The sequence below is a fragment of the Shewanella sp. SW1 genome (assembly GCF_025653545.1).
Taxonomy (GTDB): Bacteria; Pseudomonadota; Gammaproteobacteria; order Enterobacterales; family Shewanellaceae; genus Shewanella; species Shewanella oncorhynchi.
On sequence record NZ_JAKKSG010000010.1, the window covers coordinates 1 to 24,855 of the forward strand.

A 24,855-nucleotide genomic window follows, 5' to 3' on the forward strand; every position below is an offset into this window, starting at 1 on the left:
TTTAGGTTTTAGGTAAATCTCGCCAAGGGATACCTGTTCTAAGGCGGTAAAGAATACCTTCGAATGTTTGTCTATGTTCAGGTTTGTCATAAACACGGCCTGTGCTTTTCATTAAATGAAATAGCTTTTCCCAGCGTGCATCGGTTAGCATAAGTCTTGGCATGGCTTGAGGTTATGGTTACTTTTGGCGAAGCAAATTATAACGTCTTGCCATGCTGTCTAAAAATTACTCTCGAAAGATCAACAGACCCTAGTAATTGCGTAATAAAATGTACTTTTTATTGTTGAATCGACAATAGTGTAATAATTTCCCTAAGAAGGGACTTAAGTCGCTATTACCCCCTTAAAGACAGTGGTATAAATAAGCCGAAATTTCCCCTACACGCGCATATTAGGATACGTAGTCATGATTTTCTCTCAAGTATTACTCGCACCCGCTGATCCAATTCTTGGTTTAACCGATACCTTTAAAGCTGATCCGCGTCAGGATAAAGTTAATCTTGGTGTTGGCATTTATAAGGATGAGGCAGGACAGACTCCCGTTCTGGCTTCAGTGAAAAAAGCCGAGGCCATTTTACTTGAGCAAGAGAAGACCAAAAACTACTTAGGCATTGAAGGCGTTCAAGCTTATAACCGTGTAGTACAAACCTTGTTGTTCGGCGAAGGCAGTGCATTAATTTCTTCTGGCCGTGCTGCCACAGCGCAAGCTCCTGGTGGTACAGGAGCACTGCGTATTGCTGCTGAGTTTTTACTGCGTAATACCGATTCGCACACTATTTGGGTGAGCAATCCAACGTGGGCCAACCATCAAAATATTTTTGAAACGGCGGGTTTAACGGTTAAAGAGTACGGTTATTACAAAGCAGAAGCCCATGACATCGATTTCGATACCATGATGACTGACTTGTCTCACGCCAATGCGGGTGATGTCGTGCTGCTACACGGTTGCTGCCATAACCCAACGGGTATCGATTTAACGTTGGCGCAATGGGAACTTGTTGCTCAATTGTGTGCTGATAAGAAACTCGTGCCACTGTTTGACTTTGCTTATCAAGGTTTTGGTGCTGGCATTGAAGAAGATGCGGCAGGTCTGCGTTTAGTCGCGTCTAAAGTGTCTGAGTTGCTGGTCGCTAACTCTTTCTCTAAAAACTTTGGTTTATACAACGAGCGTATTGGCGCCGTGACTGTGGTGGCTGAAGATGCTGATGCTGCCGTACGTGCTTTTAGCCAAGTGAAACGTACCATACGCGCCAACTATTCTAATCCGCCAGCCCATGGCGCACTGATCGTCAGCACGATATTAAATGATGCAGCTCTGAAAGCCATGTGGGTGCAGGAAGTCAAAGAGATGCGTGAACGTATCGCCGAAATGCGTACTCTGTTTGTTGATAGCTTAAAGGCTGAAGGCGTGACTCAGGACTTCAGTTTTATTTCTCGCCAAAATGGCATGTTCAGTTTCTCAGGTTTAAACAAAGCCCAAGTGGCACGTTTGAAAGACGAATTTGGTGTCTATATTGTCGGCTCTGGACGCATTAGCGTTGCAGGCATGACTAAGACGAATATGCCTGTTATCTGTAAAGCCATAGCACAAGTGTTGTAATGGTTATTGCAGCCTTATAGACAGACTAAAGGGACATTCCTTTTAGCTTTACAATATAAAGGACAGCACTTGCTGTCCTTTATTATTTCGATTAAATGATTAACAGGTAAGCGCTAGCAGGCAAGCGGTTGTTGAGTGAGATCATTGATCCGCAGCAGGGCGCTTAATGCATCTAATAAATTAGCTTGATCATGTAGATTGGGATTATGGCGATTCTTCAACGGAAAATAGTTAATCAGTGGCCCTAAACGCGTTTGTTCACCGTGGCAAAGTACTTTGTGAATAATGGGCTTGCCAATCACTTGGTGACACCAAGCGATACGTTGCTCAATGCTAAACCGACCAGCGGGTGAGGCCTCTTCGGCAAGGTTATCGATAAAGATCACCTGTGCTTTAGTAGCAGCGAGGCTTTTCGCGAACTTAGGTAACAGCAGCGGCGGCATGATACTGGTTAAGAAGCTGCCAGGGCCTAGAATAACTAAATCTGCGTGCCGAACTGCCTCACAGGCTTCAAAGGTGGCATCGACCTGTGGCTCAAGGCAGAGCGCGATAGGCGCTTCATCCATACTGTCGACATTGATCTCCCCAAAGACTTTACTGCCACAGGCTTGCAGGGCCACTAAGTGAGTGGGCTGCTCTGACATGGGAATAAGTTGGGTTTCTATCTTAAGTAAGTTACGGATGAGATTAACCGCTTCTAATGGACGAACGCAGAGTTGATCAAGAGCCAGTAAAATTAAATTACCTAAATTATGGCCACTGAGTTCAGTGGCACCTTGGAAACGATATTCGAACAATTGCGAGCCAACGGAAGGACGATTAGCTAAATGGGATAAGCAGTTACGTAAATCACCCCAAGCAATACAGTCTTGCTCGGCTCTCAGTCGACCAGTAGAACCGCCATTATCAGTGGTGGCGACAATCCCTGTAAGGCGGTTGCCTAAAAAATCGAGCGAGGATAATACTCGGCCTAAACCATGGCCTCCGCCGATGGCGACGACACGTTCAAATTGATTTAACATCAAATGCTGCATCTGGGTTTTTCCTTCCTGAATACCCGAAAATTTAATGTCATAGCCATCCATTGTCGCTATAAGCGGGATGACTCATGAGCCGTTGTGCAATGGTGATAACGCTAAGGAACCTTAGTATAAATACTCAGTCAAATGCTTGCATCTATAAACGACGGGTAATAGCAAGCTCGACTCGATAATGGTGCCTCAGGCGTAATATTGTACCTGAGTTCGTGATCATGATGATGGGCAAATTTCGTGAAATCTGACAAATAGCTTATAATCCGGCCTTTATTTGCCCAATAAGGGCGTTACACCTAAGGTGAATGATTGAAAACGGGTAGAATCGGTTCGTTTACATTGGCATTAGCCATGGTCATAGTGGCGATTTTTGCATTACGAGTTTGGATCATTCCTCACTCTAATGACTCATCCGCTATTGCGCCCCAATTCGTTAGCGATGTCGATCCTGTTACGCAAGTCCCTGACTTTTCAGCGATCAGCGACATTACCGAAAAGAAGAAAGCTTTTTTTGATTTCCTGCGGCCGATTGTTCAGCAACAGAATGCCATTATCTTGATGGAGCGTGGCTTTATCAATGAGATGCTTGCCTTAGTCGATAATGGTAAGAGTTTATCTGATACTGAATTAGCGCAGATCAATGCGTTATTTGATAAATACCAATATGCGGCGCGTAACGTAGATGCTAAGTCATTAGCAAGCTTACTTAAACGTGTCGATATCGTGCCGGAATCTATGGTGTTAATTCAAGCCGCGAATGAATCGGGTTGGGGGAGTTCACGTTTTGCCAGAGAAGGTTTTAACTTTTTTGGTGAATGGTGTTTTACTTCTGGCTGCGGCATAGTGCCGTCCTCACGTGGTTCGGGTAAAAGTCATGAGGTGAAAGTGTTTTCATCGGTCGATGAATCGGTTTCATCCTATATGCGTAATTTAAATTCTAATACTGCCTATGCGTTATTTCGCTCTATTCGAGCAGATCTACGTTCACAGGAGCTAGAGCCAACAGCGGATCAATTGATTTACGGTTTAGTGAATTATTCTGAAAGACAAGAAGCTTATATTGATGAGCTGCTTGATATGTTACGTCATAATGAAAAATATTTGGTGAATGTCGATGTATAAAAAACTGTTGTTTAGTAGCCTGTTCTTTTTGGCAACTAGCGCCGCTGCAGAAACTGTATCCCTTGAATATAAAGGCTTTTATGATAGGTTGAAACAAGTCAATAAAGGCGGTTATCAACTCGTGGAAGTGGCTTTTAGTGTTCCAATGCAAAAGAATTGTTTGATCCAAAGTGGTTCTATTTCCAGTGAAAAAACCTCAACGCCACTGACGTATACTGATGCACAGCGATTATTCATTCCCTTAGATGATGATTTAAAAGATCAGCGAGCCTTGGTTAATCTGAATTTCGCTGGCAGCGCTGAGGGATGTGGTATTGCAATGCAAGTGAGAGCAAAACAGACATTAGCCGAGTACGATAAAACGCGCTTACAACAAATCATGACTGAGATGGACACGCTGCTCGGTGCTATGCAAGGCTTCCCGATGCGTTATTTTAGGGAATCCATTACTGGTTTAAACTTTGAATTCTCACCTGAACAAGAAGTCTATGTACGCCTTAATGGCCGTGAAGAAGCGATAAAAGGCAGTTATAAATTAGCCGCTAATGAGCTTGAAAGCATCACCACGCTAAGCTTCAGTGCCCAGCCATTAGTGTTGAGTCCTTGGGTGAAGTAATCATCTTTATATCTTGAATAGGTGTCTTGAGATAAGCGATTCAGAAGCGCTGGCTCAAAGATAAACTTATTCTGTAAGCATAAAAATGCCCACATTAAGTGGGCATTTTGTTGTGCTAATTTATCTTGCTTACTTTCGTTGCGTTAACTTCTCTTACTGATTAGGCGCTAAATTTAGTCTAAGTCAGACTTCGTAAGTGTTAACAATATCAATGCGTTTTGCTGCATCCAAATCGATACGACCGCTATTGGCGATATCAAGAAAATCGAATGCAGGTAGATTGGCTTCAGCAACATCACCACGCATAGGCGCATCTGGGTCACGTGTTAGAGACACAAAGTCGAACTGTTCACGGTCAACACCCTGTGATGGTGCGGTGTTTTGCATGGCGGTGAAAATCGTTTCAATGCGGCCTGGGTATTGTTTATCCCATTGATTTAGCATGTCTTTGACTGCGGCGCGCTTTAAGTTTTCCTGTGAGCCACACAAGTTGCATGGAATGATTGGAAATTCTTTTAAGCTGGCATATTCTTCGAGATCTTTCTCGCGACAATAGGCTAGGGGACGTATGACGATATTAGCGCCATCATCCGACAGCAGCTTTGGCGGCATTGCTTTCATCTTACCGCCAAAGAACATATTTAAGAACAAGGTCTCGATAATGTCATCCCTGTGATGGCCTAGGGCGATTTTAGTGGCGCCGATACGCTGAGCAAAGCCATAAAGCGTGCCGCGGCGCAGGCGAGAGCACAAGGAGCAGGTGGTTTTACCTTCAGGGATTTTGTCTTTCACTATCGAGTAAGTATCTTTCTCGAGGATGTGATAAGGCACATTGAGCTTATCGAGATAGGCAGGCAATACATGTTCAGGGAAGCCTGGTTGCTTCTGATCTAAATTAACCGCAATGATTTCAAACTGAATGGGCGCGCGTTGCTGCAGATTCATCAAAATATCGAGCATGGCGTAGCTGTCTTTACCGCCACTGAGGCAGCACATGATCTTATCGCCATCTTCAATCATATTGTAATCGGCAATCGCGCTGCCCACTTCACGACGAAGCCGCTTCTGTAATTTATTCAGACGGGTAGTTTGTTTTTTTGATAATTCTTCCGGCATAGGATTTACCGTAACTTCAGATATAGCTTCAAGCATAAAAAAGCGCCCAGTAACACAGTTTCAGGGCGCGTATTATTCCAGCTATCTTTGGCGGGGTAAAGAGCCGCGTATTGCTTAGGCTTCTTCTAACGGTGATTTATAACCGTCGGGCTTTATAGCCAATAAATCGCAGTTGATGCTATCGATAACATGTTCAGCGGTATTGCCTATCAGTGCTGCTGAAAATCCGGTACGACCGACAGTCCCTAAGATCACCAATTCAGCATCAAGTTTTTCAGCAAGCTCAGGGATCACATCCTCTGGTAAACCTTCTTTTACATGGCAATGACTTGGATTAATATCATAGGCGCCCGCAAGATAACTCACGCGCTGCTCATGCTGCATGCGAATGGTTTCGTTGTATGACTGGGCATCAAAGTCAGGAAGCTCAATGGCTAGGTTAACTGGCGTGCCGGGATAGCCATTGACTAAATGTACTTCAGCAGAGAACTTTTTCGCCAAATCTTTTGCATGTTCAATAATTTTACCGTTAAGCATTTGATGATCGGTATCTTCGGTTGCCACATTCACAGCACAGAGGATTTTGCCCGCGGCTGGCCAGTCATGGGCTTTCACCATCAACACTGGCACAGGGGCTTTACGCATCAAATGCCAATCAGTTGGAGTGAAGATCACCGCCTTGAGTTTGTCGTGGGCATGGGTGCCTTTAACAATCAAATCGTATTGCCCTGAAATAGCATGATTAATAATGCTTTCAAAGGGGCGATTATGCCAAATGACTTGAGTATCGATATTGAGTTGCAGATGAGTATAAGCGGCGAGTAAGTCTTGGATCCAAGCGAGCCGTTGATCTATGACACCTTGACGCATGGCTTCGCGTTCTTGATTCGACAAAATCGAAGTCATTTCGTAAGAGAAGTCGAAGATAGAAAGAAACACAGTGACTTGAGCGTTGCATTTACTGGCCAAGGCGACCGCTCGTGCAAGGGCAACTTGATTCTCAGTGGTAGGGTCAACCACAACCAGTATTTTTTGATAATCCTTCATGGGAGGTTCCTTTAGTCATAGGCTCAATATCATCATGAGCCTTTGGCAGTGAGCTGTATTGTTCTAGATCAAACTCATTTGAAATTGATTAAAACTCGCTTAAAAATCATGCCTTAATCTGCATGACATGTCTAGCAAGCACAGCTTTTACCATTAAACTGTTATGCTATTGGCGACAATTATTTAGGCTTGACCTCTCACGGTTAATGCTCTTGCGATTGACTATCTCGCGATGCGAGAATTACCCGCTAACAGATTTAGCTCTTGCGAGTCGAGGATAGTGATGTACTTACCCTTAACCTCAATCAAGCCTGACTTTTGGAAGCGTCCAAGTAAGCGGCTGATGGTCTCAACGGTTAAACCGAGATAATTACCAATGTCACCGCGGGTCATGGTTAAGCGGAATTCTTTGGGTGAGAAGCCACGGCTGCCGAAACGATTTGCTAAATTGCTGATAAACGCTGCTAGACGTTCTTCGGCATTTTTCTTACTGAGCAGCAGGATCATTTCTTGATCGCTCATGATCTCATTACTCATTAGACGCATGATCTGCTGACGTAACTTAGGCATAGTGCCCGAAAGTTCATCGAGGATATTAAAGGGGATTTCACAGACCATAGAGGTCTCGAGGGCCTGTGCAAAACTCTGGTGCAACTGAGCGTGAATACCATCAAAACCAATCACATCCCCCGCGAGATGGAAGCCCGTTATCTGCTCATCACCTTGCTCGGTAATAGTGTAACTTTTGATGGTGCCAGAGCGGATCGCAAACAGGGATTTCAACGCGTCACCTGACTTAAAAATTTGCTCGCCTTTCTGGATTGGCTTTTTACGCTCAATAATATCATCGAGCTGATCTAGCTCACTTGCATTGAGGGTAAAAGGAATACAAAGGGTACCCATACTGCAATCGTGACAATGGATTGTACATCCGCTAGCGGCAGGACGACGATTCTTATTTTGTTCAATTGTCATGTTGATTCTCAAGTTAATCCACTGCTGCCATGTTAAACCAATTCACGCACTTGGGCTAGTTTAGCTGCGCGAGTGCGATATATAAAGTTTGACCACCAAAGGCAATTAACAGTAAGCCGCTCAATAGTCTAACGGTTTTCTTTTGTACCCATGCAGCAAGGCGTTTTGCCGCCACGCCAGCACTTAATAGGGCGGGTAAAGTACCCAAGCCAAAGGCTAACATAATCAAGGCGCCTTGGCTGGCAGAGCCAGATGCAACCGACCAAGTTAAGGTGCTATAGACGAGGCCGCAGGGGAGCCAGCCCCAAATGAATCCCGCCATGACTGCTTGGCTCGGATTCTTGATTGGAACAAGGCGCTGCGCTAGCGGTTTTAAATATTGCCATAGCCATTGACCTACACGCTCAATTTGCACTATTCCAACCCAAATTTTAGCGATGTAAAGTCCTGTTGCGATCATCATCAGTCCGGCAATCATGCGCAGGACAATCAGATAAATATCCAGCTCAAATAAGCGACCAAGACCTGCCGACGATGCGCCCACTAAGCCGCCCGCTAAGGTATAACTTAAAATACGGCCTAAATTGTAACTCAGTAAATATTTAAGCTGATGGGCCAGCTGGTTACCTATTTTAGGATGAGGGATTTGGGCGGAAAAAGCGCCCACTAAACCGCCACACATACCAAAACAATGTGCAGCTCCCATCAAGCCGACGAGAAAGGCACCGGTGACATTGTACTCAATCACAAAGGCATGCCTTTTTGCTGATTTTTTATCGCTTGCTGCGCTGCGATGTCATGATGTTCTGCTGTTGACTGAATGGCGGGGGTGGCTAGATGGCCAGGTTTGTCAGTATTTTCATCAAACAATATAGAAACACTTTGACGGTCAAGATCATCAAATTGCTCAGATTTCACTGCCCAAAAAAATACCATTACCGCAATGGCGACGAAGATCATGGCAATGGGGATAAGCACATAAATAATTTCCATACTGACCTCTTACTATCTGGTTAAACGTTTTAATATGATCACACTTTTACCCGTAATAATCTCAGGCTATTACCGACCACAATCAAAGAACTCGCCGACATGCCAATCGCGGCAATATAAGGTGCCACATGACCAGTGACAGCTAAAGGCAAGATAAGGGCGTTGTAACCCAGCGCCCAAGCTAAATTTTGTTTAATAATTTGCGTGGTCAGTTTAGCGACTGTGACAGCTTGGGTGAAACGGGATAGATGATCGCCCAGCAAAATCAAATCGGCACTGTTTTTGGCAATCGCACTGCCACTGCCCATGGCGACCGACAAATCAGCCCCCGCAAGTACAGGCGCATCATTGATGCCATCGCCAAACATCGCCACGCGAGTATGCTGTTGTAATTTCGTTACTAGGGCAAGTTTACCCGCGGGCGTTAATCCGCTGTGCACATCTTCAATTCCCAGCTCTTTGGCCAGTTGATGCACATGTCCCGAGCTATCGCCGCTGGCGATACTAATGCGACAACCTTGTTGCTTTAATATTTCAATCGTGGCCTTACTGTCTTGACGAATATTGTCTTGGATCTCAAAACTTGCAAGCACTTCAAGCTGCTCATTGGCTGAGCGTGCTAACCAAATCTTTTGGGTTGGGTCCTGAGTATCGACACGTGCGCCAGTAAATACAGCATTACCAATTAAATAGTCAGTCCCCTCGATACGGCCTCGAACACCAAAGCCAACTTCATGGTGAACTTGCTCCGCGACCAAGGTATTATCGGCAAATAGGGCAAATGCAGCCGCAATCGGATGGCGAGAGCCCGTTTCCAGCGCCGCTGCAATGGCTAAGGCCTGCGTCTTTGTTAAATCGGCCATGCACTGCGTTTGCCCGATAGAGAGCGTACCACAGGTAAGGGTGCCAGTTTTATCAAAGACCACATGTTTAATCTGCGGCAGTTTTTCAAATACGCCGGCTTTGCGGGTAATGATCCCAAGACGGGTAAAAATGGCGGTTGCACAGGTGACGGCGGTCGGTGTCGCTAGCGCTAAGGCACAAGGACAAGTTGCGACCAGAACCGATAGCGTTACCCAAAAGGCATCCTCTGGGGAAATCTGTTGCCAAACCAAATAGGTGATCGTCGCGATTGTTAGAATCGTACCCGAGAAATAGCGGGATAATTTATCGGCTAATAGGGCTATCGCAGGTTTTGTATTGGATGCCAGTTCCTGCAGTCGAATAATTTCAGCCACGAGTTGGTCTTGCCCCAATGCGGTAACTTTAACTTTTATCGGTTGGTCGACGTTGATAGTGCCAGCGTACACTTGCTGATCTTGCTGCTTTTCAATGGGCATTTGCTCACCAGTGAGCATAGCTTCATTGATGTTTGTGTGGCCTTCAATCACCACACCATCGGCCGCAACCATTTCCCCTGGTTTTACAAGGATCACATCATTGAGGCGTAACTTTTTGGCCGGAATTTCTTCTTGACCATTTTCGGTGACTAAGTGTGCAGTGAGCGGCACCAATTTATGTAAATTACTGGAGCTGACCGAGGCCTTTTGTCTTGCCTTTTGCTCGAAGTAACGCCCGAGTAACAAAAAGAATGTAAACATGGATACGGATTCAAAATACACTTCGCCTGTGCCATTCACTGTGGCAAAACAGCTTGCGGTATAGGCACCACCAATGGCAATCGAAACAGACACATCCATATTGAGTTTGCCGCTGAGCAGGGTACGAATGGCACTAAAATAGAAGGGCTGCGCCGAATAAAGCACCACAGGCGTGGCAAAAATCATGCTGACCCAGCGGAAATAGTCCCGATACTGCACGTCTAAATCAGTGAAGTAGCCAGTATAAAGGGCGAGGGCGAACATCATGACTTGCATAGTCGCAAAGCCAGCTAAGCCTAAACGCAGTAAAAATTTGCGACTATTGAGTTTATTGTTGAGCTCTTGTTCGTCAACTTGGTAGGGCGCGGCTTGATAGCCAATACGACTAATTTGTCCGAGAATATCGCTAAGTTTTACCTTGCGTTTATCCCAACTGATCATGGCGCGTTGGGTGGTTGAGTTGACTAGCACTTGGCTCACGCCCGCGAGTTGTTTGACTTTGTGTTCAATTAACCAAGCACAGGCGGCACAGGTGATACCATCGATGGAGAGTGATACTGATTCGACATTGTCCTCAGAATGCACAAAGTCTTGCTGCACTTCGGGCAAGTCATAGGCGCTAAATTGCGTTAATGCTTCGGGGACCAGGGCATTCTGTTTACTGCCAGGCTCAGTGCGGAACTTGTAATAACTGAGTAATCCCGCATCGACAATCGCTTGAGAAACCGCCTGACAGCCAGGGCAACACATAAGTTCATCACGGTCATTAATGCGAGTCACAAACTGCTGGCCCGTCAGAACGGGCTCTTGGCAGTGAAAACAACTTGGATACGTCATAGCGCTACTTATTTAACCACAATCAATTCAGCCAAAGTTGGACGTGATCTTTTAATTCAACGCGTTGGTGAATTCGCCATTTACCATCGTAACTTTCGAGGCGAACTTCCCAAGGGCCGGTTAGGGTAGTAGGGATGGTAATGCGATACACATTGCTGGCATCGGCCGTCGCAGTGAGTTTCATATCTCTGTCGGCAATGGTTGGATGATAGAACTCGACTTTCAAGGCGGCTTGATATGTAGGTCCCCCTTGCTGCGTCAGTAAAATCTCATTATTGGCTTGATCGAGTGAAAAATTCATGCCTATTTGTTTGGCATACTTCACTTTACTTAAGTCCATATTAATGGCTTTGCCATCTTTGTAGTAATCCTCGGCGACTAAAGAGTCCGAGTTCGTAAGGGCAATTTTTAGCGTGGTAAAACTTGCGACGACGGCACATAAAGGAAGAATAATTAAAAACCAAGGCCAGAACTGCTTATACCAGGCTTGTTGTTCGCTCATGTCAGATACCCATTCAAAAAATTTGCGCCATTTTACCGTTAAAAGACGGTTTTAGCACTTTAAAAAAAAGGCCTCGAAGTCTTCGAGGCCTTAGTGTTACTTATACCTAATTACTTGTTTGACAAGCTATAAACATAAGCTGTAATGACGTGAACTTTCTCTTCACCGAGAACGTCTTTCCACGCTGGCATCACACCTGCGCGACCATGTTTAATGGTCTCTTCGATCATGCCACGGCTACCGCCATATAACCAAACATCGTCAGTTAAGTTAGGAGCACCCATAAACTTGTTGCCTTTAGCGTCCATACCATGACACGCAAAACAACCTTTCATGAATGAGCCTTGACCTTGAGCAGCGAGTTTCTCGTCATGCTCACGACCAGACAATTTAACAACGTATTCAGCTAAACCAGCAATCTCGCTATCTTCGATTGGCAAACCACCTTTGGGTGGCATCATGCCATGACGACCTGCCATGATAGTGGTCTTAATCGTGGCTAATTCACCACCATATAACCAGTCACCATCGGTAAGATTCGGGAAGCCTTTGCTACCACGTGCATCAGAACCATGGCACTGAGCACAGTTTTGCAGGAACAAACGGCCACCCACTTTCAACGCTTCTTGGTTTTTCACTAATTCTTCTAGTGGTGTTGCCAAGTAAGCGGCGAAGATTGGGCCATATTTTTCATCAGCGTGTTTTACTTCTTGATCATACTGAACATAAAGACCTTCTTTTGCTGCTAGCTCAATCGCTGCAGCAGAATCGGCTTTAATGCCATGCTCTGTACCGATACTCTGGTTAGAACTGGTCCAGCCTAATAGGCCTTTGTAGTTACCTAAACCAGGAAATAAGGCCAAATAGATCAAGCCAAACACGATAGTGATATAGAACATATAACTCCACCATTTTGGCAGTGGGTTATTGAGTTCTTCAATACCGTCGAAACTGTGACCCATGGATTCGCCTTCTTTTACGTCAGTGGTGTTCTTAGAACACACACGCAGTAATAGAAAACAACCCGCGATCACGACTAACGAGAGTACAGTAATCCAAACACTCCAGAAGCTACTCATCACTTATTCTCTCCTGAGTCCTTCGATACCTTGTTGACTTCCTCATCGGAAAACACAAGGTTAGCTGCTTCATCAAATGATTTTTGACGACGCGAGCTATATGCCCAAGCAAATATACCGACGAAGGTCAGCATCACAATGATGGTTAAAATGCCTTGTAATGTGCCGTAATCCATATATTGCCTCCTTATTTGAGTGCGTGACCCAAAGACTGAAGATATGCAATCAAGGCGTCCATTTCTGTCTTACCTGCAACAGCTTGCTGTGCGCCTGCGATTTCTTCATCGGTATAAAGATCATTACCTTTGTAACCGCCTTTATGCAGGTTACGTAGGATAGTCATCTTGTCACCCGTTAGTTTGCCGTCTAACTTGTTTTCGGCTAACCATGGGAACCCTGGCATATTCGATTGAGGAACTACAGCACGAGGATCGATTAAGTGAACTTCATGCCATTTATCGCTATAACGACCGCCAACACGTGCAAGATCAGGACCCGTACGCTTAGAACCCCATTGGAATGGATGATCCCAAACTGATTCGCCCGCGACAGAGTAGTGACCATAACGTTCAGTTTCTGCACGTAAAGGACGGATCATCTGGCTGTGACAGTTATAACAACCTTCACGAACATAGATGTCACGACCTTCAATTTGCAGGGCAGTGTATGGCTTTAAACCTTCAACTGGCTCAGTCGTATCTTTTTGAAAAATCAACGGTGTGATTTCAACGAGACTACCGAAGCTGATAGCGATAACAGTAAAAATCGCTAACAAACCGATGTTTTTTTCAACTATCTCATGATTAAATTTCATCGAGTTTGCTCCTTTAAGCCGCTGTTGGTTCAGCCAATGCTGGCAATGAATCTTTAGAGGCTTTCACAGTACGGATCACGTTATATGCCATGATCAGCATACCGGTCAGGAAGAAACAACCGCCAAGGAAACGTACGAAGTAGAAAGGATAAGAAGCTTCCAGACTTTCAACAAAGCTATAAGTCAAAGTACCGTCAGCATTCACTGCGCGCCACATCAGACCTTGCATTACACCTGAAATCCACATAGAGACGATGTAAAGCACAGTACCAATAGTTGCTAACCAGAAATGGACGTTAATTAACTTGATGCTGTACATACGGCCGTGACCGAACAATACAGGGATCAAGTGATACAGAGAACCGATTGACACCATTGCAACCCAGCCTAGCGCGCCGGAGTGAACGTGACCGATAGTCCAGTCTGTATAGTGTGATAATGCGTTAACTGTCTTAATTGCCATCATAGGGCCTTCGAAGGTAGACATACCGTAGAAAGACAGAGAAACAACTAAGAAACGTAACACAGGGTCAGTACGCAGTTTATGCCAAGCACCAGACAAGGTCATGATACCGTTAATCATACCGCCCCAAGAAGGTGCGAATAGGATAAGTGACATCACCATACCTAAAGACTGAGTCCAGTCAGGTAACGCTGTGTAATGTAAGTGGTGAGGACCAGCCCAGATATACAGTGCGATCAGTGCCCAAAAGTGGACAATAGAAAGACGGTAAGAGTACACAGGACGACCTGCTTGCTTAGGTACGAAGTAATACATCATCCCCAAGAAGCCTGCGGTTAATAAGAAACCTACAGCGTTGTGACCATACCACCACTGCACCATAGCATCGACAGCGCCGCTATACAGAGAGTATGACTTGAACAGACTGACTGGTACTGCCATAGAGTTAACTATGTGAAGTACGGCAACGGTAATAATAAAGGCACCAAAGAACCAGTTCGCCACATAAATATGCGAAGTTGTTCGTTTGATAATAGTACCGAAGAACACGATAGCGTAGGACACCCAAACGATAGTAATTGCGATATCGATAGGCCATTCTAGTTCAGCGTATTCTTTTCCTTGGGTGAAACCCATTGGTAAAGAGATAGCTGCTGACAGAATGATGGCTTGCCATCCCCAAAACGTAAATGCGGCTAACTTAGGTGCAAATAGTCGGGTTTGACAGGTGCGTTGTACGACATAATAGGATGTTGCAAAAAGGGCTGATGTACCGAACGCGAAGATCACCGCATTGGTGTGTAATGGTCGCAAGCGACTATACGTTAACCAAGGAGTGTCAAAGTTCAGCTGAGGCCAGATTAACTGAGCCGCAATTAATACGCCGACTGACATACCAACAATACCCCACAAAACGGTGGTTAAGGCAAATTGGCGGACAATGGCGTAATTGTAATCAGCGCCTGTTGGCTGGGAATGGTTCATCATAATGCTTCCACTGCTTATTACTTTTACTTTTAGTAAAGACAAGCTTTACCTGTTATAAATGACATAAAACTCAGCCTCCCTATTAAGGTTGCTGAGCGATGTCAATGCGTTACCCTGCATATTTTTGCTCAAATATGAGGTTTCGCAATGATACTTGAGCCATATCAAAAAAGATACCAAAGAAGGGGTGTGGAAAGTTGATCTAGATCAACCTACGCCATAGAATGTTAACATATTGCATCATAAGGTTAATCTTTGTGCTAACTCGTCTGAGTCCCTATTTATTTATCGCATTATTTAGCTTCAATCTCACAGCTTGTAAGGAAGATGCAAAGCAAGTCACACTTAAAAGCAGTCTTGATCCTTCACTTTGCCAATTTTCTAAGGGGGATTGTGTTAAAAAAGTTGGGGATGTTGAGCTCACTTTTCGCTTGTCACCAGGGAGTGCACCAAGCGAAAAGCCATTGACATTACAGTTGTTATCTTCCATGCCAATTTCTAATGTGCAAATCCGCTTAGAAGGAAGAGACATGTTTATGGGCGTTATTCCTGTAAATGTGAAGCAAACTGATGAAATGACTTATATCGGTCAGTTAGTCTACGGTTCTTGTAGTAGTGGCTACATGGTTTGGCGTGGCTTTGTGAGTTTTAGCGTTAATGGTGAAACTAAAACGGCTGTTTTTGATTTTCTCGCAGATGACAATGGTTAGATATATCTTTGAAAGTGCTTGATATGGATTTCTAAACATCAAGACAATCAACTATACAGATTAGTGATCCTTCCAGTTTTCTTTTACTTTGACAAAAATATCTACATTTTCAATAAAGAGCTGTAATAAGTGAGGATCAAAGTGTGTTGCCGCCCCTTTACGCATTTCAGCTAAAACCTCTTCTAAAGGCCAAGCTGTTTTATAACAGCGGGCATGGGAAAGGGCATCAAACACATCTGCGATTGCCACAATCCGCGAGAAAATGTGAATTTCGTCTTGTTTTAGATTTGCAGGATAACCAGAACCATCATATTTTTCATGATGTTGCAGTGCAATAATTGATGCGGCCTTTAGTATTGGTCGCTCAGAATTTGCAAGAATTTGATGGCCAATCATAGGGTGCTGACGCATAACTTTCCATTCTTCGTCATCTAATTTGCCGGGTTTAAGTAGGACAGCATCGGGGATCGCAATTTTACCTATGTCATGCATTGGTGAGGCACGGCGCAGTAAATCGGCTTCGTATTCACTTAAACCAGCGAGTAATGCTAATTGAGAACAATACTCCGCCATACGTTTCACATGATTGGCAGCTTCTTTCGAGCGGCTTTCAACAACATCACCTAAACGTAAAATAAGCTCTGATTGTGTATCTTCCACCTCCTGATTGAGCAGCAAATTTTCAAAAGCTATGCCCACGTTGATGGCAAAAATATCAATGAGTTTCTTATCAAGATCATCAATTCTATCAATACCATCCATATAAAGTAGATTGATTAAACCGCCTTTGGTGGGAAAGTAACCGATAAAGCAATTGTCTTCATAAAGGCACCGCTGTTGGGTGAGCGCACTGCGCAGTAGACGATCAATATGTTCAGGTAGTTGCGTAATGTGGGATTTATTAGCAAATTGGCCAGTACCAGCAAGGATTTCTATATTGACAGGTTCAACATGGCCACTAATCGCATCAATCGCATTACAAGTCAGCAGTAGCGTTTCTGAATCGAGATTAAGTAGAGTGGCCACTTGAGTCAGTAGCCCATCGGCGAATTTATGCAGGGTGCGTAGTTCAAATAATCCTGAGGTGGCTTCTAGTACTCTTTCTAAGCCCTTACGGTGATTTATTTGGGTGCGCCTTGCTTGCTCGATTTCCATTATATCGCGATAAGAGCGAAGGGCTGAGTAGACGCTGGTCATCAGCTTACGGGAATCCAGTTCAGCTTTTGCTTTGTAATCATTAATATCGTAATTGACGATAACGTCTTCTTCAGGTGCTTGCCCTGGCTGGCCTGTACGTAAGATCAATCGAGTGGTTTTATTCAGTAATTCTTCACGGATCCACTTTACTAGTTCTAACCCTGCATGGTCACTTTCCATGACAACATCAATAAAAGCAATGGCGATGTCATGTTCTTGATTGAGTAATTCTTTTGCTTGTTCGGCACTATAAGCATTGATAAAGGTGAGGGCACGGCCATCAAGTTTAAAGCGGGAGAGGGCAAGCTTAGTGACGGTATGAACATCAGGTTCATCATCGACCACTAATACCTTCCAAGGAATACCAGACTCTGTTGTCTCGGTAGACTTTTTACCGGAAAAAAGAGGGTTTTTCTTTGCAAGATCAATCAGCATCCGATACCTCATTCAAGTAAAAATAATGATCACATAATCAGTGTAGTAGACACATTTCAAAGCGGTGCAAAATCTTGCATAAAATAGCGAGGTGAGTGGCAATCCTTAAATTACATTGTTGATAACGATTCTCATTTGTGTATTCTATTACTATCAAACAATGATAGGGAGGGAAAGGGCATGACGAATCGAATTAACTTATCAATTTCAGCGCATAAATTGGCACAGCTAATACATGATGGACACATCTGCGCATCTGACTTCACGTGCTTAGATAGCCAATCGAAACAGCAAGTGTGGCAGCTATGCTTGATCTGTTGCAAAAAGCGTATTACTTGTCAGCAATGTTCATTTTCAAGTTGCGCTAAAAATCTGACATATCTTGATGCCGATAAATAACATTATCGGCATTTGCGTTTAAGTATTATCATACAAGAAACTCTTATAATTCAGATGTAATATGCAACTTCCTCCTGTAATCCCGTTATTTGACTCATTTGAATTCATACAAGTTGGCAATAGTATTGTTAACCAATATATCACCCAAATTAGCATGAAAAAGGTGGTTGATGCGGGCTTAGTCATCGAGCATGCCAGTGATTGGCTATTTGAGCAAAAGCATAACGAAAACAACTATAAAGCTTATCGCAGTGAACTCACTACGTTTCTGCATTGGTGTTTTGATGTAGTTTCAATGTCTCCCATTCAAGTTACGCGCAAAGACATGAGCCGTTACGTTGATTATTGCCAAGCACCGCCGATAGCACTGATCGGTTATTTTAATGTGCCACAGTTTAAGTACGATAAACTGCATGATGAACGGGTTCCAAACTCGCAATGGCGACCATTTGTCGGCAAAAAACAACTCGGGCAAATCCAGCCTTATGTGTTAAGCGATAATGCGTTAAAAACAAAAATGGCCATTTTGTCTTCGTTTTATTCGTACCTGACAAGTGAAGAATATTGTGAGCGGAATCCTGCTCAAATCTGGCTTAATCACAGTCGATTTGCAGCAAACAGGCAATATCAGCGTCAAAGTCATGAAGATGAAAATAGTCTCGCATTCACTGAATTACAGTGGTCATATATTATGGCGACCGTTACTGGACTAGCAGAAGAATTTCCTGAGTTACATCAAAGAAGTTTATTCCTCATTACATTGATTTATTGCTGTTATTTACGCGTTTCAGATGTGTCTGCACGTGCGGGTTATTCGCCGGTGATGAACCAGTTTAAACGTAATCAGCAAACGGGCATCTGGAGTTTTCATATTCCGTTGAGTAAAGGTGGTAAAAGACGCAGTGTTGCGATTTCAAAAGCTTTGCTCGATGCATTAGTCAAATATCGTCAGTTTTTAGGATTAACGGATTATCCAGGACCAAACGAAAATCATCCTTTGTTTGTACGGCATAAAGCTGCTGGACGCGGCCGAGATGTTGGTATCCTCAATGCCAATCTAGGCATTCGTCATGTTCGCGACGAAATTCAAAAAATAATTAATCTGGCTGCAGAACGTATAGAAATCGATGGCTTTACACAAGATGCGGCGCAGATGCGCAAACTTACTGCCCACAATATTCGTCACACTGGTATTACGCACGATATCAATATCAACCGCAGACCGTTATCCCATGTACAAGCCGACGCTGGCCACGAAAGTATCGACACTACATCGCAATATTTGCACACTAGCCAAATTGAACGTCATGAGAGTGCGTTCAACAAACCAATCGATCATTTGAAAGGTATAGAGTGATTCGACACAATGATGCGCACAATGTATATTATGTTAAATGATGGATTTATACCATTCACTACATCGATAAATTTGTGTTGTTCGTGGCCACTCAGAATGAGATTTCGCGGCAGACTGAGATTTGCTTTTTTCCGCCAGAAATTTTCTGGGCCATCTTACCTGCTCTTATTTGAGTATTGGTACGATTAACTAAGTTTGGTGCTTGGGGACTAGATGATGGTTTGTTGCTATTTGCTGGTAAATGGAAAATGCAGTTTTATGTCGCGTCGCTACGTGAATTCTTTAGAGTGTTGGCTGGCATAGCCCTCAATTATTTACGTAGCAACGCGTTCTTTTTGACTGGTATCAATATTGCCAATCTTCATAGGCCAATGGCAGACTGTTGAGTAAATTACGATGCTCTCGCCAATTTGGCATTTGCTTGTCCATGATGGCGCGAAACCTCTCGTTATGATGACGTTCAAGTAAATGAGTAAGTTCATGAACCAAAATGTATTCAAGGCATTCTGGCGGTTTTTTAGCTAACTCTAGGTTTAACCAAATGCGTTTTGCCTGAATATTACAGCTGCCCCATTTGGTTTTCATTTTCTTAATGCCGATGTAGTTTGCTTCTACACCTAAACGCTTTTGCCATATCTCGAGTAGATACAAAATCCTTTGCTGCATTTCCAATCGATAAAATCCGTTAAGGAGTTTCAAGCGATTTTCTGTTGAAGTATCCGTTGATACCGCAATGACTAACTTAGACACGCCTTTAAGAATCACAAGATGTCTGCCAGTCGTCTCCACCATACTTAAGCGGTATCTTTGTCCCCATAAGTAATGGCTCTCACCGTTAACCATTTCGCGACTTGATTGCCTTGGTTGGGTAACAAAATCCCTTTGTTGCTTGTTAATCCAGGCTAACTTGCCTATAACTGCTAAGCGTATCGCTTGCTCTGACGTATGGATTGGAGCTGACACTCTTACTCGTCCATCCGGTGGTAATACGCTTAAATGTAAGTTTTTAATATTCTTGCGATTAACCACTATTTCTATGCCGCGCACTTCGATTGAAAAAGTCTCATCTAAAGAATGTCTTTAATTGATAAATGAGCCACCAATTCTGCCCTTCCTTTTTTGGGTAGCTCTGACGACATGATTTTAGGTACTCTTTTATAGACAAACCACGAATTTTTCTTCTATCTAAATCTGCCTCCTTCATTACATCCGGAGGATAAACATATGCACTAAGTTTTGCAGCAGAGATACCTAAGAATTCCGCCTGTCTTTCTAATTCACTTGAAGGATTAATTATTTCTTCCAGTTCTGACTGTGTGAGATTGCTATAAATGTTATTTTTACCACATATTCCGCAATGAAATGAAAGATTAATTTCATTGCTGGTCATAAAGTCATCAAAAAAAACACGCGTCGACTTCATTATATTTTCCACAATACTTACACTTTAATGATGCTGTTGTTGACATTGTCATCCCTACAAAAAGCTAACGTCTTAGTATTTATGCGCTGTGCTGTTTTCAGGGCATAAATCGCTTGCCGGACTTGGCCGCTGCCACACCCGTGTCAATTGGTATAAATGATGCTATAGGAATTTGCTTTTTTGCGGTAGCGTTTTTTATACCGTTTGAAGAGTAATTAGTTGATATCTATGACTGGATGTTACCCTATGAGCCAGACTAGGAAAGTCTGATTCACTAGCTAATTTTTTTGGCATAAGTCAGCTATAAATAAATTCTAATATGGCTTATATCGGATATGAAAATATATTAAAAACTTCTAAAGATATGGCCAACATTTATTGGCCACAACACACCTGAGAGAAATAGTTATGAACTCACAATAAACGGAATTCATAGGGTGGAGTAGATCATATTTCTGCACTAATGACGACAACTGAGCGTTCTCTCGAGTATTCAAAAGAAATAGTTGATGAATATATAAGAAATGATCTTCATGCTGTTTTTCTACGCACTCTAAGCCCATTAGGCTTCGCTATATCCCTTTCCAATCTTCAGAGAGTGTTAAAGCTTAAGCAAGTCAGCAGCGAAATAAGTGGGTAATTGGCCGGTCCAGTGCATATCAGTGGTGACTGAAATAGCCCTTGGCGCTGACAATATGGGTAACAGCATTAGACGCTGATTGGTCTTCAAACTTGCTGGCAATCTAAACCGCATATAAAAGAAGTTGTTGCATAAAAAATTTTTTCATCGAGACGGAGTAAAAAGTACCATTTTTTGTCACCTTGCCAACGCCAGCATTGTAACCAAGGCAGAGTGAGCCAATGATATTTATACCAAAAACGCCTAAGTTCGTTCAGATCCCGCGTACAAAACATGCCAGCGGTTAACACACGACTTTGGGATAGCAGCCAAAATTGCCTAAGCAAAAAAAACAACATCGCCGCTTTGCCAGAGTGATAGCGCATTATCCACCAGCCTGATTAATTATTTCGGACTAATGGCATGTGGCATGGCTAGGTTTTAGAACATCAGCGTTAAAAATCCCGAACCGCGCAAATAGTTACCTTGGAGCTGTATCGTCAAACACCTTGACGTTAACTCTCGGCATTTAGCAGACTAAGATGAACAAAGGTATAGAATATAAAGCACAGGTGTTAGAGAAGGCGCTGGTATTGGTCGTAAACATGAGCAACCGGCACCATCTGATTGCAAATTGATGAATTAACTGATTATGCACTTGATATGCAAATCTAAAACTATAATCCCCGAGATTTTTCTCACCTTAATGCAATAAAGTGAATAGTTAATCATAAAAAAGAGGTTAGCTGTATTCAACAGCTAACCTCTTCTCTTTAAATCAGGCGATAAATCAGATGTTCTATCATACAACTAGAGCCATGACTTCAAAACGACTCTTACAAAAGCTAACTCATACCAAAAGCTAATTTTTACGGATACAAAAATAGCAAGCTGAGGCTAGTCACTGTAAATCACGAATGTAAAACTAACGCCTGTGAAAAACCATACCCACTCAATTCGGCAGACATGGGATTAGCCGCGTTTAGTGCCCCACGGATCGTTGTCATCCGTCGATGGGCTTGGTCCTGAACGTTCAGCCATTCTTGAATCGTTTCTTGGCTCGTTTCGGAGTTCGCTGCGGCGCTGTGAGTGGCTATTCGATGAACCATATCCAGAGCCGGTGCCACGTCCACCCGTAGGTTTTTTGCCAGAGCTTTTACCTAAACCACTACCAAAGCTCTTACCTGAGCCATAACCAGAGTTAGGACGTTTATTACCCGCTTCGTACTCGGCGCTGGCTTGTGCCTGCATTTTAGCGATAGATTCTATGGTGAGTTCCATCGGTTTACGCGGCGCGATACCTGAGGCAAAACCTCGTTCGCGTGGCTTAAGATCAAACTGCTCACCGACGGCTTTAGGCATACGCTTGAATCGATACAGGTAAAAGTTTTCCACTTTCTCCCGCGCCCACTCAGTCTTCTTGAGGAAAATAATACAGGCCTCAATGGTCGGGTTGGTGTTAAAACAACCTAGCTTTAATGCCGCGTATAAAATTTTCCAGCCATAAAAATCGACTAACTCAGTGATCATTGTCTCGAGTTTGAGGCCGTGTAATGGGTTGTTCTGTTGCTCTTCAATCATGGGAATTCCAAGTTCAGCCCTATTGGCTGATTTTACTGTATTAGTTTACGGTTTTGAGTTGTTAAACGAGTGACTCAATTCGCTACTAAAATTCGCGATTAGAGAAATCACTCAAGTTATGAAGTCATGAGCCACTGACGTTGTTACGGCAATAGCATAGGGCGTTAAGCCTTGTTACTCGTGATGCTTAGATCTTAAATCTTAAGGGCCTAAAGCCTCCAAACAGAGCCATTAAATATTAGCCGTAAAATCTGCTGCTCGACAAAACTGCGGGAATAATAACGGTAAATAAGCTAAACGCCTTCTTTTATTTGCGCTAGCGAGGTTTGGTATCGGCTTTAGGGCAAAGAAAATACGCCGCAGCTGACGGTTTTAATCTACATATCCGCGATATCACGCTAACAGGTATGAACTCAGCATCAAGCTCAAACCCGTTTCTAAATTTTACCTATGATCCGCTGATGCCTTGGGTCAGCCTCAAAATAAACGCAACTGAAACGGCTCGATTTATAGCTGCGCATCACATCCTTGCTCGCATCTTTAGCCCTTAGTCTGTATACTCCGCGACCTTATTATCCCAACTTTAATGTTTTGGCTTAGAGTGGGTGAAGCGCATGTTTCATTTTGAGGCTTGTTTGTCACAATCCCCGTTAGCAAATACCTAGGAAAGCTCCTTTGATCTCTACCGCGAACATCACGATGCAGTTTGGCCCTGAGCCATTGTTTGAAAACATTTCAGCGAAATTTGGCAACGGTCACCGCTATGGTTTGATCGGCGCGAATGGCTGTGGCAAATCGACCTTTATGAAGATCCTCAGCGGAGCGTTAGCGCCAACCTCTGGCAATGTGTCCATCACGCCCGGCTTAAAAGTCGGTACCCTAAGCCAAGATCAGTTCGCGTTTGAACAATACAGTGTGATCGATGCAGTGATCATGGGGGATGTTGCCCTGTGGAAAGTCAAACAGGAACGCGATGCAATCTACGCCAATCCGAATATGACCGAAGAAGATGGCATGCGCGTTGGCGATCTTGAAAGTGAATTTGCCGAAATGGATGGCTACAGCGCCGAAAGCCGCGCCGGTGAAATTCTGCTCGAAGCGGGTATTGAAGAATCTTTCCATTACGGCCTAATGCAACAAGTCGCACCGGGTTGGAAACTGCGGGTCCTGTTGGCACAAGCACTATTTGCCAACCCAGATATTTTGCTGCTCGACGAACCAACCAACAACTTGGACATACATACCATTAGCTGGTTAGAAGCCGAGTTGAACAAACGCAAATGCACCATGATCATTATTTCCCATGATAGGCACTTCTTAAATGCCGTATGTACCCACATGGCCGATATCGATTACGGCGAACTGCGCATTTACCCTGGTAACTACGAATACTTCCTCGCACAATCGTCTTTGATCCGTGAACAATTATTATCGGGCAACGCCAAGAAGAGTGCTGAAATCGAAGAACTGCAAGACTTCGTTAACCGCTTCGGTGCCAACGCATCTAAGGCAAAACAAGCCAGCTCGCGCGCGAAAAAAATGGACAAGATCAAGCTTGATGAAGTGAAATCATCAAGCCGTATTCACCCTTCTATTCGTTTCGATGCTGGCAAGAAAATGCATCGCCAAGCACTGATCCTCGAAGATTTGGCCCACGGGTTTGATGGTGAGCAGCTATTCGAAGGCGGCGACTTAATCCTCGAAGCCGGTGCAAAATTAGCGATTATCGGCGAAAACGGCGTGGGTAAAACCACTTTCCTACGTTGCTTAGTCAATGATTTAGAACATAATAAAGGCGTGATCAAGTGGTCAGAAAACGCATCAATCGGCTACTGTCCACAAGACAGCAGTGACGAATTTGATAATGACTACACGTTAATGGATTGGATGTCACAGTGGCGCCAACCTAAGCACAACGATCTTATGGTACGCGCCATGTTAGGCCGTCTGCTGTTCACCGAAGATGACGCGAACAAGAAAGCCCGTAACTGTTCAGGTGGTGAGAAAAACCGCTTGTTATTCGGTAAGTTAATGATGCAAGACATCAATGTGCTGATCATGGACGAACCGACTAACCACATGGACATGGAAGCCATCGAAGCACTCAATAATGCGTTGAAAGACTTTGAAGGCACTTTGATATTCGTCAGTCATGATCGTGAGTTTGTATCGTCACTCGCAACACGTATCATTGATATTAAAGATAAAAAAGTGATTAACTTCCAAGGCACTTTCGATGAGTACCTTTCAAGCCAAGCTGAAATGGAAGCGAGAAAAAGCGCGTAATGTTATTCGGCTAACTTACGCCGATTAACCCAGCGTTATCGCATTAAAAAGTCGTCATTGGT

Annotated in this window: 23 protein-coding genes and 1 pseudogene; 7 read left to right on the forward strand and 17 right to left on the reverse strand. The window is 43.8% G+C overall.

The window, feature by feature from the left end; genetic code table 11:
- Positions 1 to 7 precede the first annotated feature (7 nt).
- Positions 8 to 163 (reverse strand): annotated as a pseudogene (locus L5M71_RS10350) (transposase); the annotation flags it as partial.
- 243 nt (positions 164 to 406) lie between these two features.
- Between L5M71_RS10350 and L5M71_RS10355 the strand changes: the two are divergent.
- A complete protein-coding gene (locus L5M71_RS10355; protein ID WP_105252476.1) occupies positions 407 to 1,600 on the forward strand; it encodes an amino acid aminotransferase in 1,194 nt (397 codons plus the stop codon).
- Positions 1,601 to 1,713: 113 nt separating this feature from the next.
- On the opposite strand, the gene L5M71_RS10360 is transcribed toward L5M71_RS10355, so the two are convergent.
- Positions 1,714 to 2,634, reverse strand: coding sequence for a YvcK family protein (locus L5M71_RS10360; protein ID WP_263206578.1), 921 nt, complete (start codon positions 2,632 to 2,634; stop codon positions 1,714 to 1,716).
- A gap of 309 nt (positions 2,635 to 2,943) precedes the next feature.
- Between L5M71_RS10360 and L5M71_RS10365 the strand changes: the two genes are divergently transcribed.
- Positions 2,944 to 3,756: a glucosaminidase domain-containing protein gene (locus tag L5M71_RS10365; protein ID WP_028759975.1), complete on the forward strand. Its 813-nt coding sequence runs from the start codon at positions 2,944 to 2,946 to the stop codon at positions 3,754 to 3,756.
- Positions 3,749 to 4,372, forward strand: coding sequence for a DUF2987 domain-containing protein (locus L5M71_RS10370; RefSeq protein WP_028759974.1), 624 nt, complete (start codon positions 3,749 to 3,751; stop codon positions 4,370 to 4,372). The genes L5M71_RS10365 and L5M71_RS10370 overlap by 8 nt, the downstream gene beginning before the upstream one ends.
- A gap of 183 nt (positions 4,373 to 4,555) precedes the next feature.
- Here L5M71_RS10370 and ttcA read toward each other — a convergent pair whose 3' ends face one another.
- The 11 genes from ttcA to ccoN all read right to left on the reverse strand — a co-directional run bounded on the left by ttcA (position 4,556) and on the right by ccoN (position 14,786).
- The gene (gene ttcA / locus L5M71_RS10375; RefSeq protein WP_173244915.1) at positions 4,556 to 5,524 is read right to left on the reverse strand and encodes a tRNA 2-thiocytidine(32) synthetase TtcA; all 969 of its coding nucleotides are present in this window, start codon (positions 5,522 to 5,524) and stop codon (positions 4,556 to 4,558) included.
- Positions 5,525 to 5,602: 78 nt separating this feature from the next.
- Positions 5,603 to 6,535 carry a universal stress protein UspE gene (gene uspE, locus L5M71_RS10380; RefSeq protein ID WP_105252478.1) on the reverse strand — a complete coding sequence of 311 codons (933 nt, stop codon included), beginning with the start codon at positions 6,533 to 6,535 and terminating at the stop codon, positions 5,603 to 5,605.
- A gap of 222 nt (positions 6,536 to 6,757) precedes the next feature.
- Positions 6,758 to 7,510, reverse strand: a complete 753-nt coding sequence (gene etrA, locus L5M71_RS10385) for an electron transport transcriptional regulator EtrA (RefSeq protein ID WP_006081599.1) — start codon at positions 7,508 to 7,510, stop codon at positions 6,758 to 6,760.
- A 55-nt stretch (positions 7,511 to 7,565) separates the two neighbouring features.
- Positions 7,566 to 8,258 (reverse strand): sulfite exporter TauE/SafE family protein, encoded by a 693-nt coding sequence (locus L5M71_RS10390; RefSeq protein ID WP_168827705.1) that lies wholly within the window; start codon positions 8,256 to 8,258, stop codon positions 7,566 to 7,568.
- Positions 8,255 to 8,503 (reverse strand): cbb3-type cytochrome oxidase assembly protein CcoS, encoded by a 249-nt coding sequence (gene ccoS, locus L5M71_RS10395; protein WP_263206579.1) that lies wholly within the window; start codon positions 8,501 to 8,503, stop codon positions 8,255 to 8,257. Before ccoS ends, L5M71_RS10390 begins: the two co-directional genes overlap by 4 nt.
- Positions 8,504 to 8,541: 38 nt before the next feature.
- Positions 8,542 to 10,941, reverse strand: coding sequence for a heavy metal translocating P-type ATPase (locus L5M71_RS10400; protein ID WP_263206580.1), 2,400 nt, complete (start codon positions 10,939 to 10,941; stop codon positions 8,542 to 8,544).
- A gap of 22 nt (positions 10,942 to 10,963) precedes the next feature.
- A complete protein-coding gene (locus L5M71_RS10405) occupies positions 10,964 to 11,443 on the reverse strand; it encodes a FixH family protein (protein WP_263143446.1) in 480 nt (159 codons plus the stop codon).
- Positions 11,444 to 11,553: 110 nt separating this feature from the next.
- A complete protein-coding gene (gene ccoP, locus L5M71_RS10410; protein WP_028759967.1) occupies positions 11,554 to 12,522 on the reverse strand; it encodes a cytochrome-c oxidase, cbb3-type subunit III in 969 nt (322 codons plus the stop codon).
- On the reverse strand, positions 12,522 to 12,698 hold the full coding sequence (locus L5M71_RS10415) for a CcoQ/FixQ family Cbb3-type cytochrome c oxidase assembly chaperone (RefSeq protein WP_028759966.1): 177 nt from the start codon (positions 12,696 to 12,698) through the stop codon (positions 12,522 to 12,524). Before L5M71_RS10415 ends, ccoP begins: the two co-directional genes overlap by 1 nt.
- An 11-nt stretch (positions 12,699 to 12,709) precedes the next feature.
- Entirely contained in the window at positions 12,710 to 13,336 is a 627-nt protein-coding gene (gene ccoO / locus L5M71_RS10420; RefSeq protein ID WP_028759965.1) for a cytochrome-c oxidase, cbb3-type subunit II, read from the reverse strand.
- Positions 13,337 to 13,349: 13 nt separating this feature from the next.
- On the reverse strand, positions 13,350 to 14,786 hold the full coding sequence (gene ccoN / locus L5M71_RS10425; protein WP_028759964.1) for a cytochrome-c oxidase, cbb3-type subunit I: 1,437 nt from the start codon (positions 14,784 to 14,786) through the stop codon (positions 13,350 to 13,352).
- Between the two features lie 224 nt (positions 14,787 to 15,010).
- On the opposite strand from ccoN, the gene L5M71_RS10430 reads away from it, so the two are divergent.
- A complete protein-coding gene (locus L5M71_RS10430; protein WP_206766122.1) occupies positions 15,011 to 15,496 on the forward strand; it encodes a hypothetical protein in 486 nt (161 codons plus the stop codon).
- 60 nt (positions 15,497 to 15,556) lie between these two features.
- Here L5M71_RS10430 and L5M71_RS10435 read toward each other — a convergent pair whose 3' ends face one another.
- The gene (locus L5M71_RS10435; RefSeq protein WP_113940482.1) at positions 15,557 to 17,128 is read right to left on the reverse strand and encodes a DUF3369 domain-containing protein; all 1,572 of its coding nucleotides are present in this window, start codon (positions 17,126 to 17,128) and stop codon (positions 15,557 to 15,559) included.
- Between the two features lie 180 nt (positions 17,129 to 17,308).
- Here L5M71_RS10435 and L5M71_RS10440 point away from each other — a divergent pair, with 180 nt between their 5' ends.
- Entirely contained in the window at positions 17,309 to 17,527 is a 219-nt protein-coding gene (locus tag L5M71_RS10440) for a hypothetical protein (protein ID WP_105252484.1), read from the forward strand.
- A gap of 61 nt (positions 17,528 to 17,588) precedes the next feature.
- Positions 17,589 to 18,884, forward strand: a complete 1,296-nt coding sequence (locus L5M71_RS10445) for a tyrosine-type recombinase/integrase (protein WP_173244903.1) — start codon at positions 17,589 to 17,591, stop codon at positions 18,882 to 18,884.
- Between the two features lie 345 nt (positions 18,885 to 19,229).
- Here the strand turns inward: L5M71_RS10445 and L5M71_RS10450 are convergent, their stop codons facing one another.
- The 3 genes from L5M71_RS10450 to L5M71_RS10460 form a co-directional block, all read right to left on the reverse strand.
- Positions 19,230 to 19,931 (reverse strand): M48 family metallopeptidase, encoded by a 702-nt coding sequence (locus L5M71_RS10450; protein WP_263206581.1) that lies wholly within the window; start codon positions 19,929 to 19,931, stop codon positions 19,230 to 19,232.
- A gap of 16 nt (positions 19,932 to 19,947) precedes the next feature.
- Positions 19,948 to 20,307 carry a hypothetical protein gene (locus tag L5M71_RS10455; RefSeq protein WP_263206582.1) on the reverse strand — a complete coding sequence of 120 codons (360 nt, stop codon included), beginning with the start codon at positions 20,305 to 20,307 and terminating at the stop codon, positions 19,948 to 19,950.
- 1,591 nt (positions 20,308 to 21,898) lie between these two features.
- Positions 21,899 to 22,507, reverse strand: a complete 609-nt coding sequence (locus tag L5M71_RS10460) for a VF530 family DNA-binding protein (RefSeq protein ID WP_263206583.1) — start codon at positions 22,505 to 22,507, stop codon at positions 21,899 to 21,901.
- 675 nt (positions 22,508 to 23,182) lie between these two features.
- On the opposite strand from L5M71_RS10460, the gene L5M71_RS10465 reads away from it, so the two are divergent.
- The gene (locus L5M71_RS10465; protein WP_263206584.1) at positions 23,183 to 24,793 is read left to right on the forward strand and encodes an ABC-F family ATPase; all 1,611 of its coding nucleotides are present in this window, start codon (positions 23,183 to 23,185) and stop codon (positions 24,791 to 24,793) included.
- Positions 24,794 to 24,855: the final 62 nt, after the last annotated feature.

What these genes read in the sequence shown, in the direction of transcription:
- L5M71_RS10440 (WP_105252484.1), top strand. Translation starts at nt 17,309, where the DNA reads ATGACGAATCGAATTAACTTATCAATTTCAGCGCATAAATTGGCACAG.
- L5M71_RS10430 (WP_206766122.1), top strand. Translation starts at nt 15,011, where the DNA reads ATGTTAACATATTGCATCATAAGGTTAATCTTTGTGCTAACTCGTCTG.
- L5M71_RS10400 (WP_263206580.1), bottom strand. Translation starts at nt 10,941, where the DNA reads ATGACGTATCCAAGTTGTTTTCACTGCCAAGAGCCCGTTCTGACGGGC.
- ccoN (WP_028759964.1), bottom strand. Translation starts at nt 14,786, where the DNA reads ATGATGAACCATTCCCAGCCAACAGGCGCTGATTACAATTACGCCATT.
- ccoO (WP_028759965.1), bottom strand. Translation starts at nt 13,336, where the DNA reads ATGAAATTTAATCATGAGATAGTTGAAAAAAACATCGGTTTGTTAGCG.
- ccoP (WP_028759967.1), bottom strand. Translation starts at nt 12,522, where the DNA reads ATGAGTAGCTTCTGGAGTGTTTGGATTACTGTACTCTCGTTAGTCGTG.
- L5M71_RS10445 (WP_173244903.1), top strand. Translation starts at nt 17,589, where the DNA reads ATGCAACTTCCTCCTGTAATCCCGTTATTTGACTCATTTGAATTCATA.
- L5M71_RS10355 (WP_105252476.1), top strand. Translation starts at nt 407, where the DNA reads ATGATTTTCTCTCAAGTATTACTCGCACCCGCTGATCCAATTCTTGGT.
- L5M71_RS10370 (WP_028759974.1), top strand. Translation starts at nt 3,749, where the DNA reads ATGTATAAAAAACTGTTGTTTAGTAGCCTGTTCTTTTTGGCAACTAGC.
- ttcA (WP_173244915.1), bottom strand. Translation starts at nt 5,524, where the DNA reads ATGCTTGAAGCTATATCTGAAGTTACGGTAAATCCTATGCCGGAAGAA.
- L5M71_RS10435 (WP_113940482.1), bottom strand. Translation starts at nt 17,128, where the DNA reads ATGCTGATTGATCTTGCAAAGAAAAACCCTCTTTTTTCCGGTAAAAAG.
- ccoS (WP_263206579.1), bottom strand. Translation starts at nt 8,503, where the DNA reads ATGGAAATTATTTATGTGCTTATCCCCATTGCCATGATCTTCGTCGCC.
- etrA (WP_006081599.1), bottom strand. Translation starts at nt 7,510, where the DNA reads ATGACAATTGAACAAAATAAGAATCGTCGTCCTGCCGCTAGCGGATGT.
- L5M71_RS10415 (WP_028759966.1), bottom strand. Translation starts at nt 12,698, where the DNA reads ATGGATTACGGCACATTACAAGGCATTTTAACCATCATTGTGATGCTG.
- L5M71_RS10405 (WP_263143446.1), bottom strand. Translation starts at nt 11,443, where the DNA reads ATGAGCGAACAACAAGCCTGGTATAAGCAGTTCTGGCCTTGGTTTTTA.
- L5M71_RS10455 (WP_263206582.1), bottom strand. Translation starts at nt 20,307, where the DNA reads ATGAAGTCGACGCGTGTTTTTTTTGATGACTTTATGACCAGCAATGAA.
- L5M71_RS10360 (WP_263206578.1), bottom strand. Translation starts at nt 2,634, where the DNA reads ATGCAGCATTTGATGTTAAATCAATTTGAACGTGTCGTCGCCATCGGC.
- uspE (WP_105252478.1), bottom strand. Translation starts at nt 6,535, where the DNA reads ATGAAGGATTATCAAAAAATACTGGTTGTGGTTGACCCTACCACTGAG.
- L5M71_RS10460 (WP_263206583.1), bottom strand. Translation starts at nt 22,507, where the DNA reads ATGATTGAAGAGCAACAGAACAACCCATTACACGGCCTCAAACTCGAG.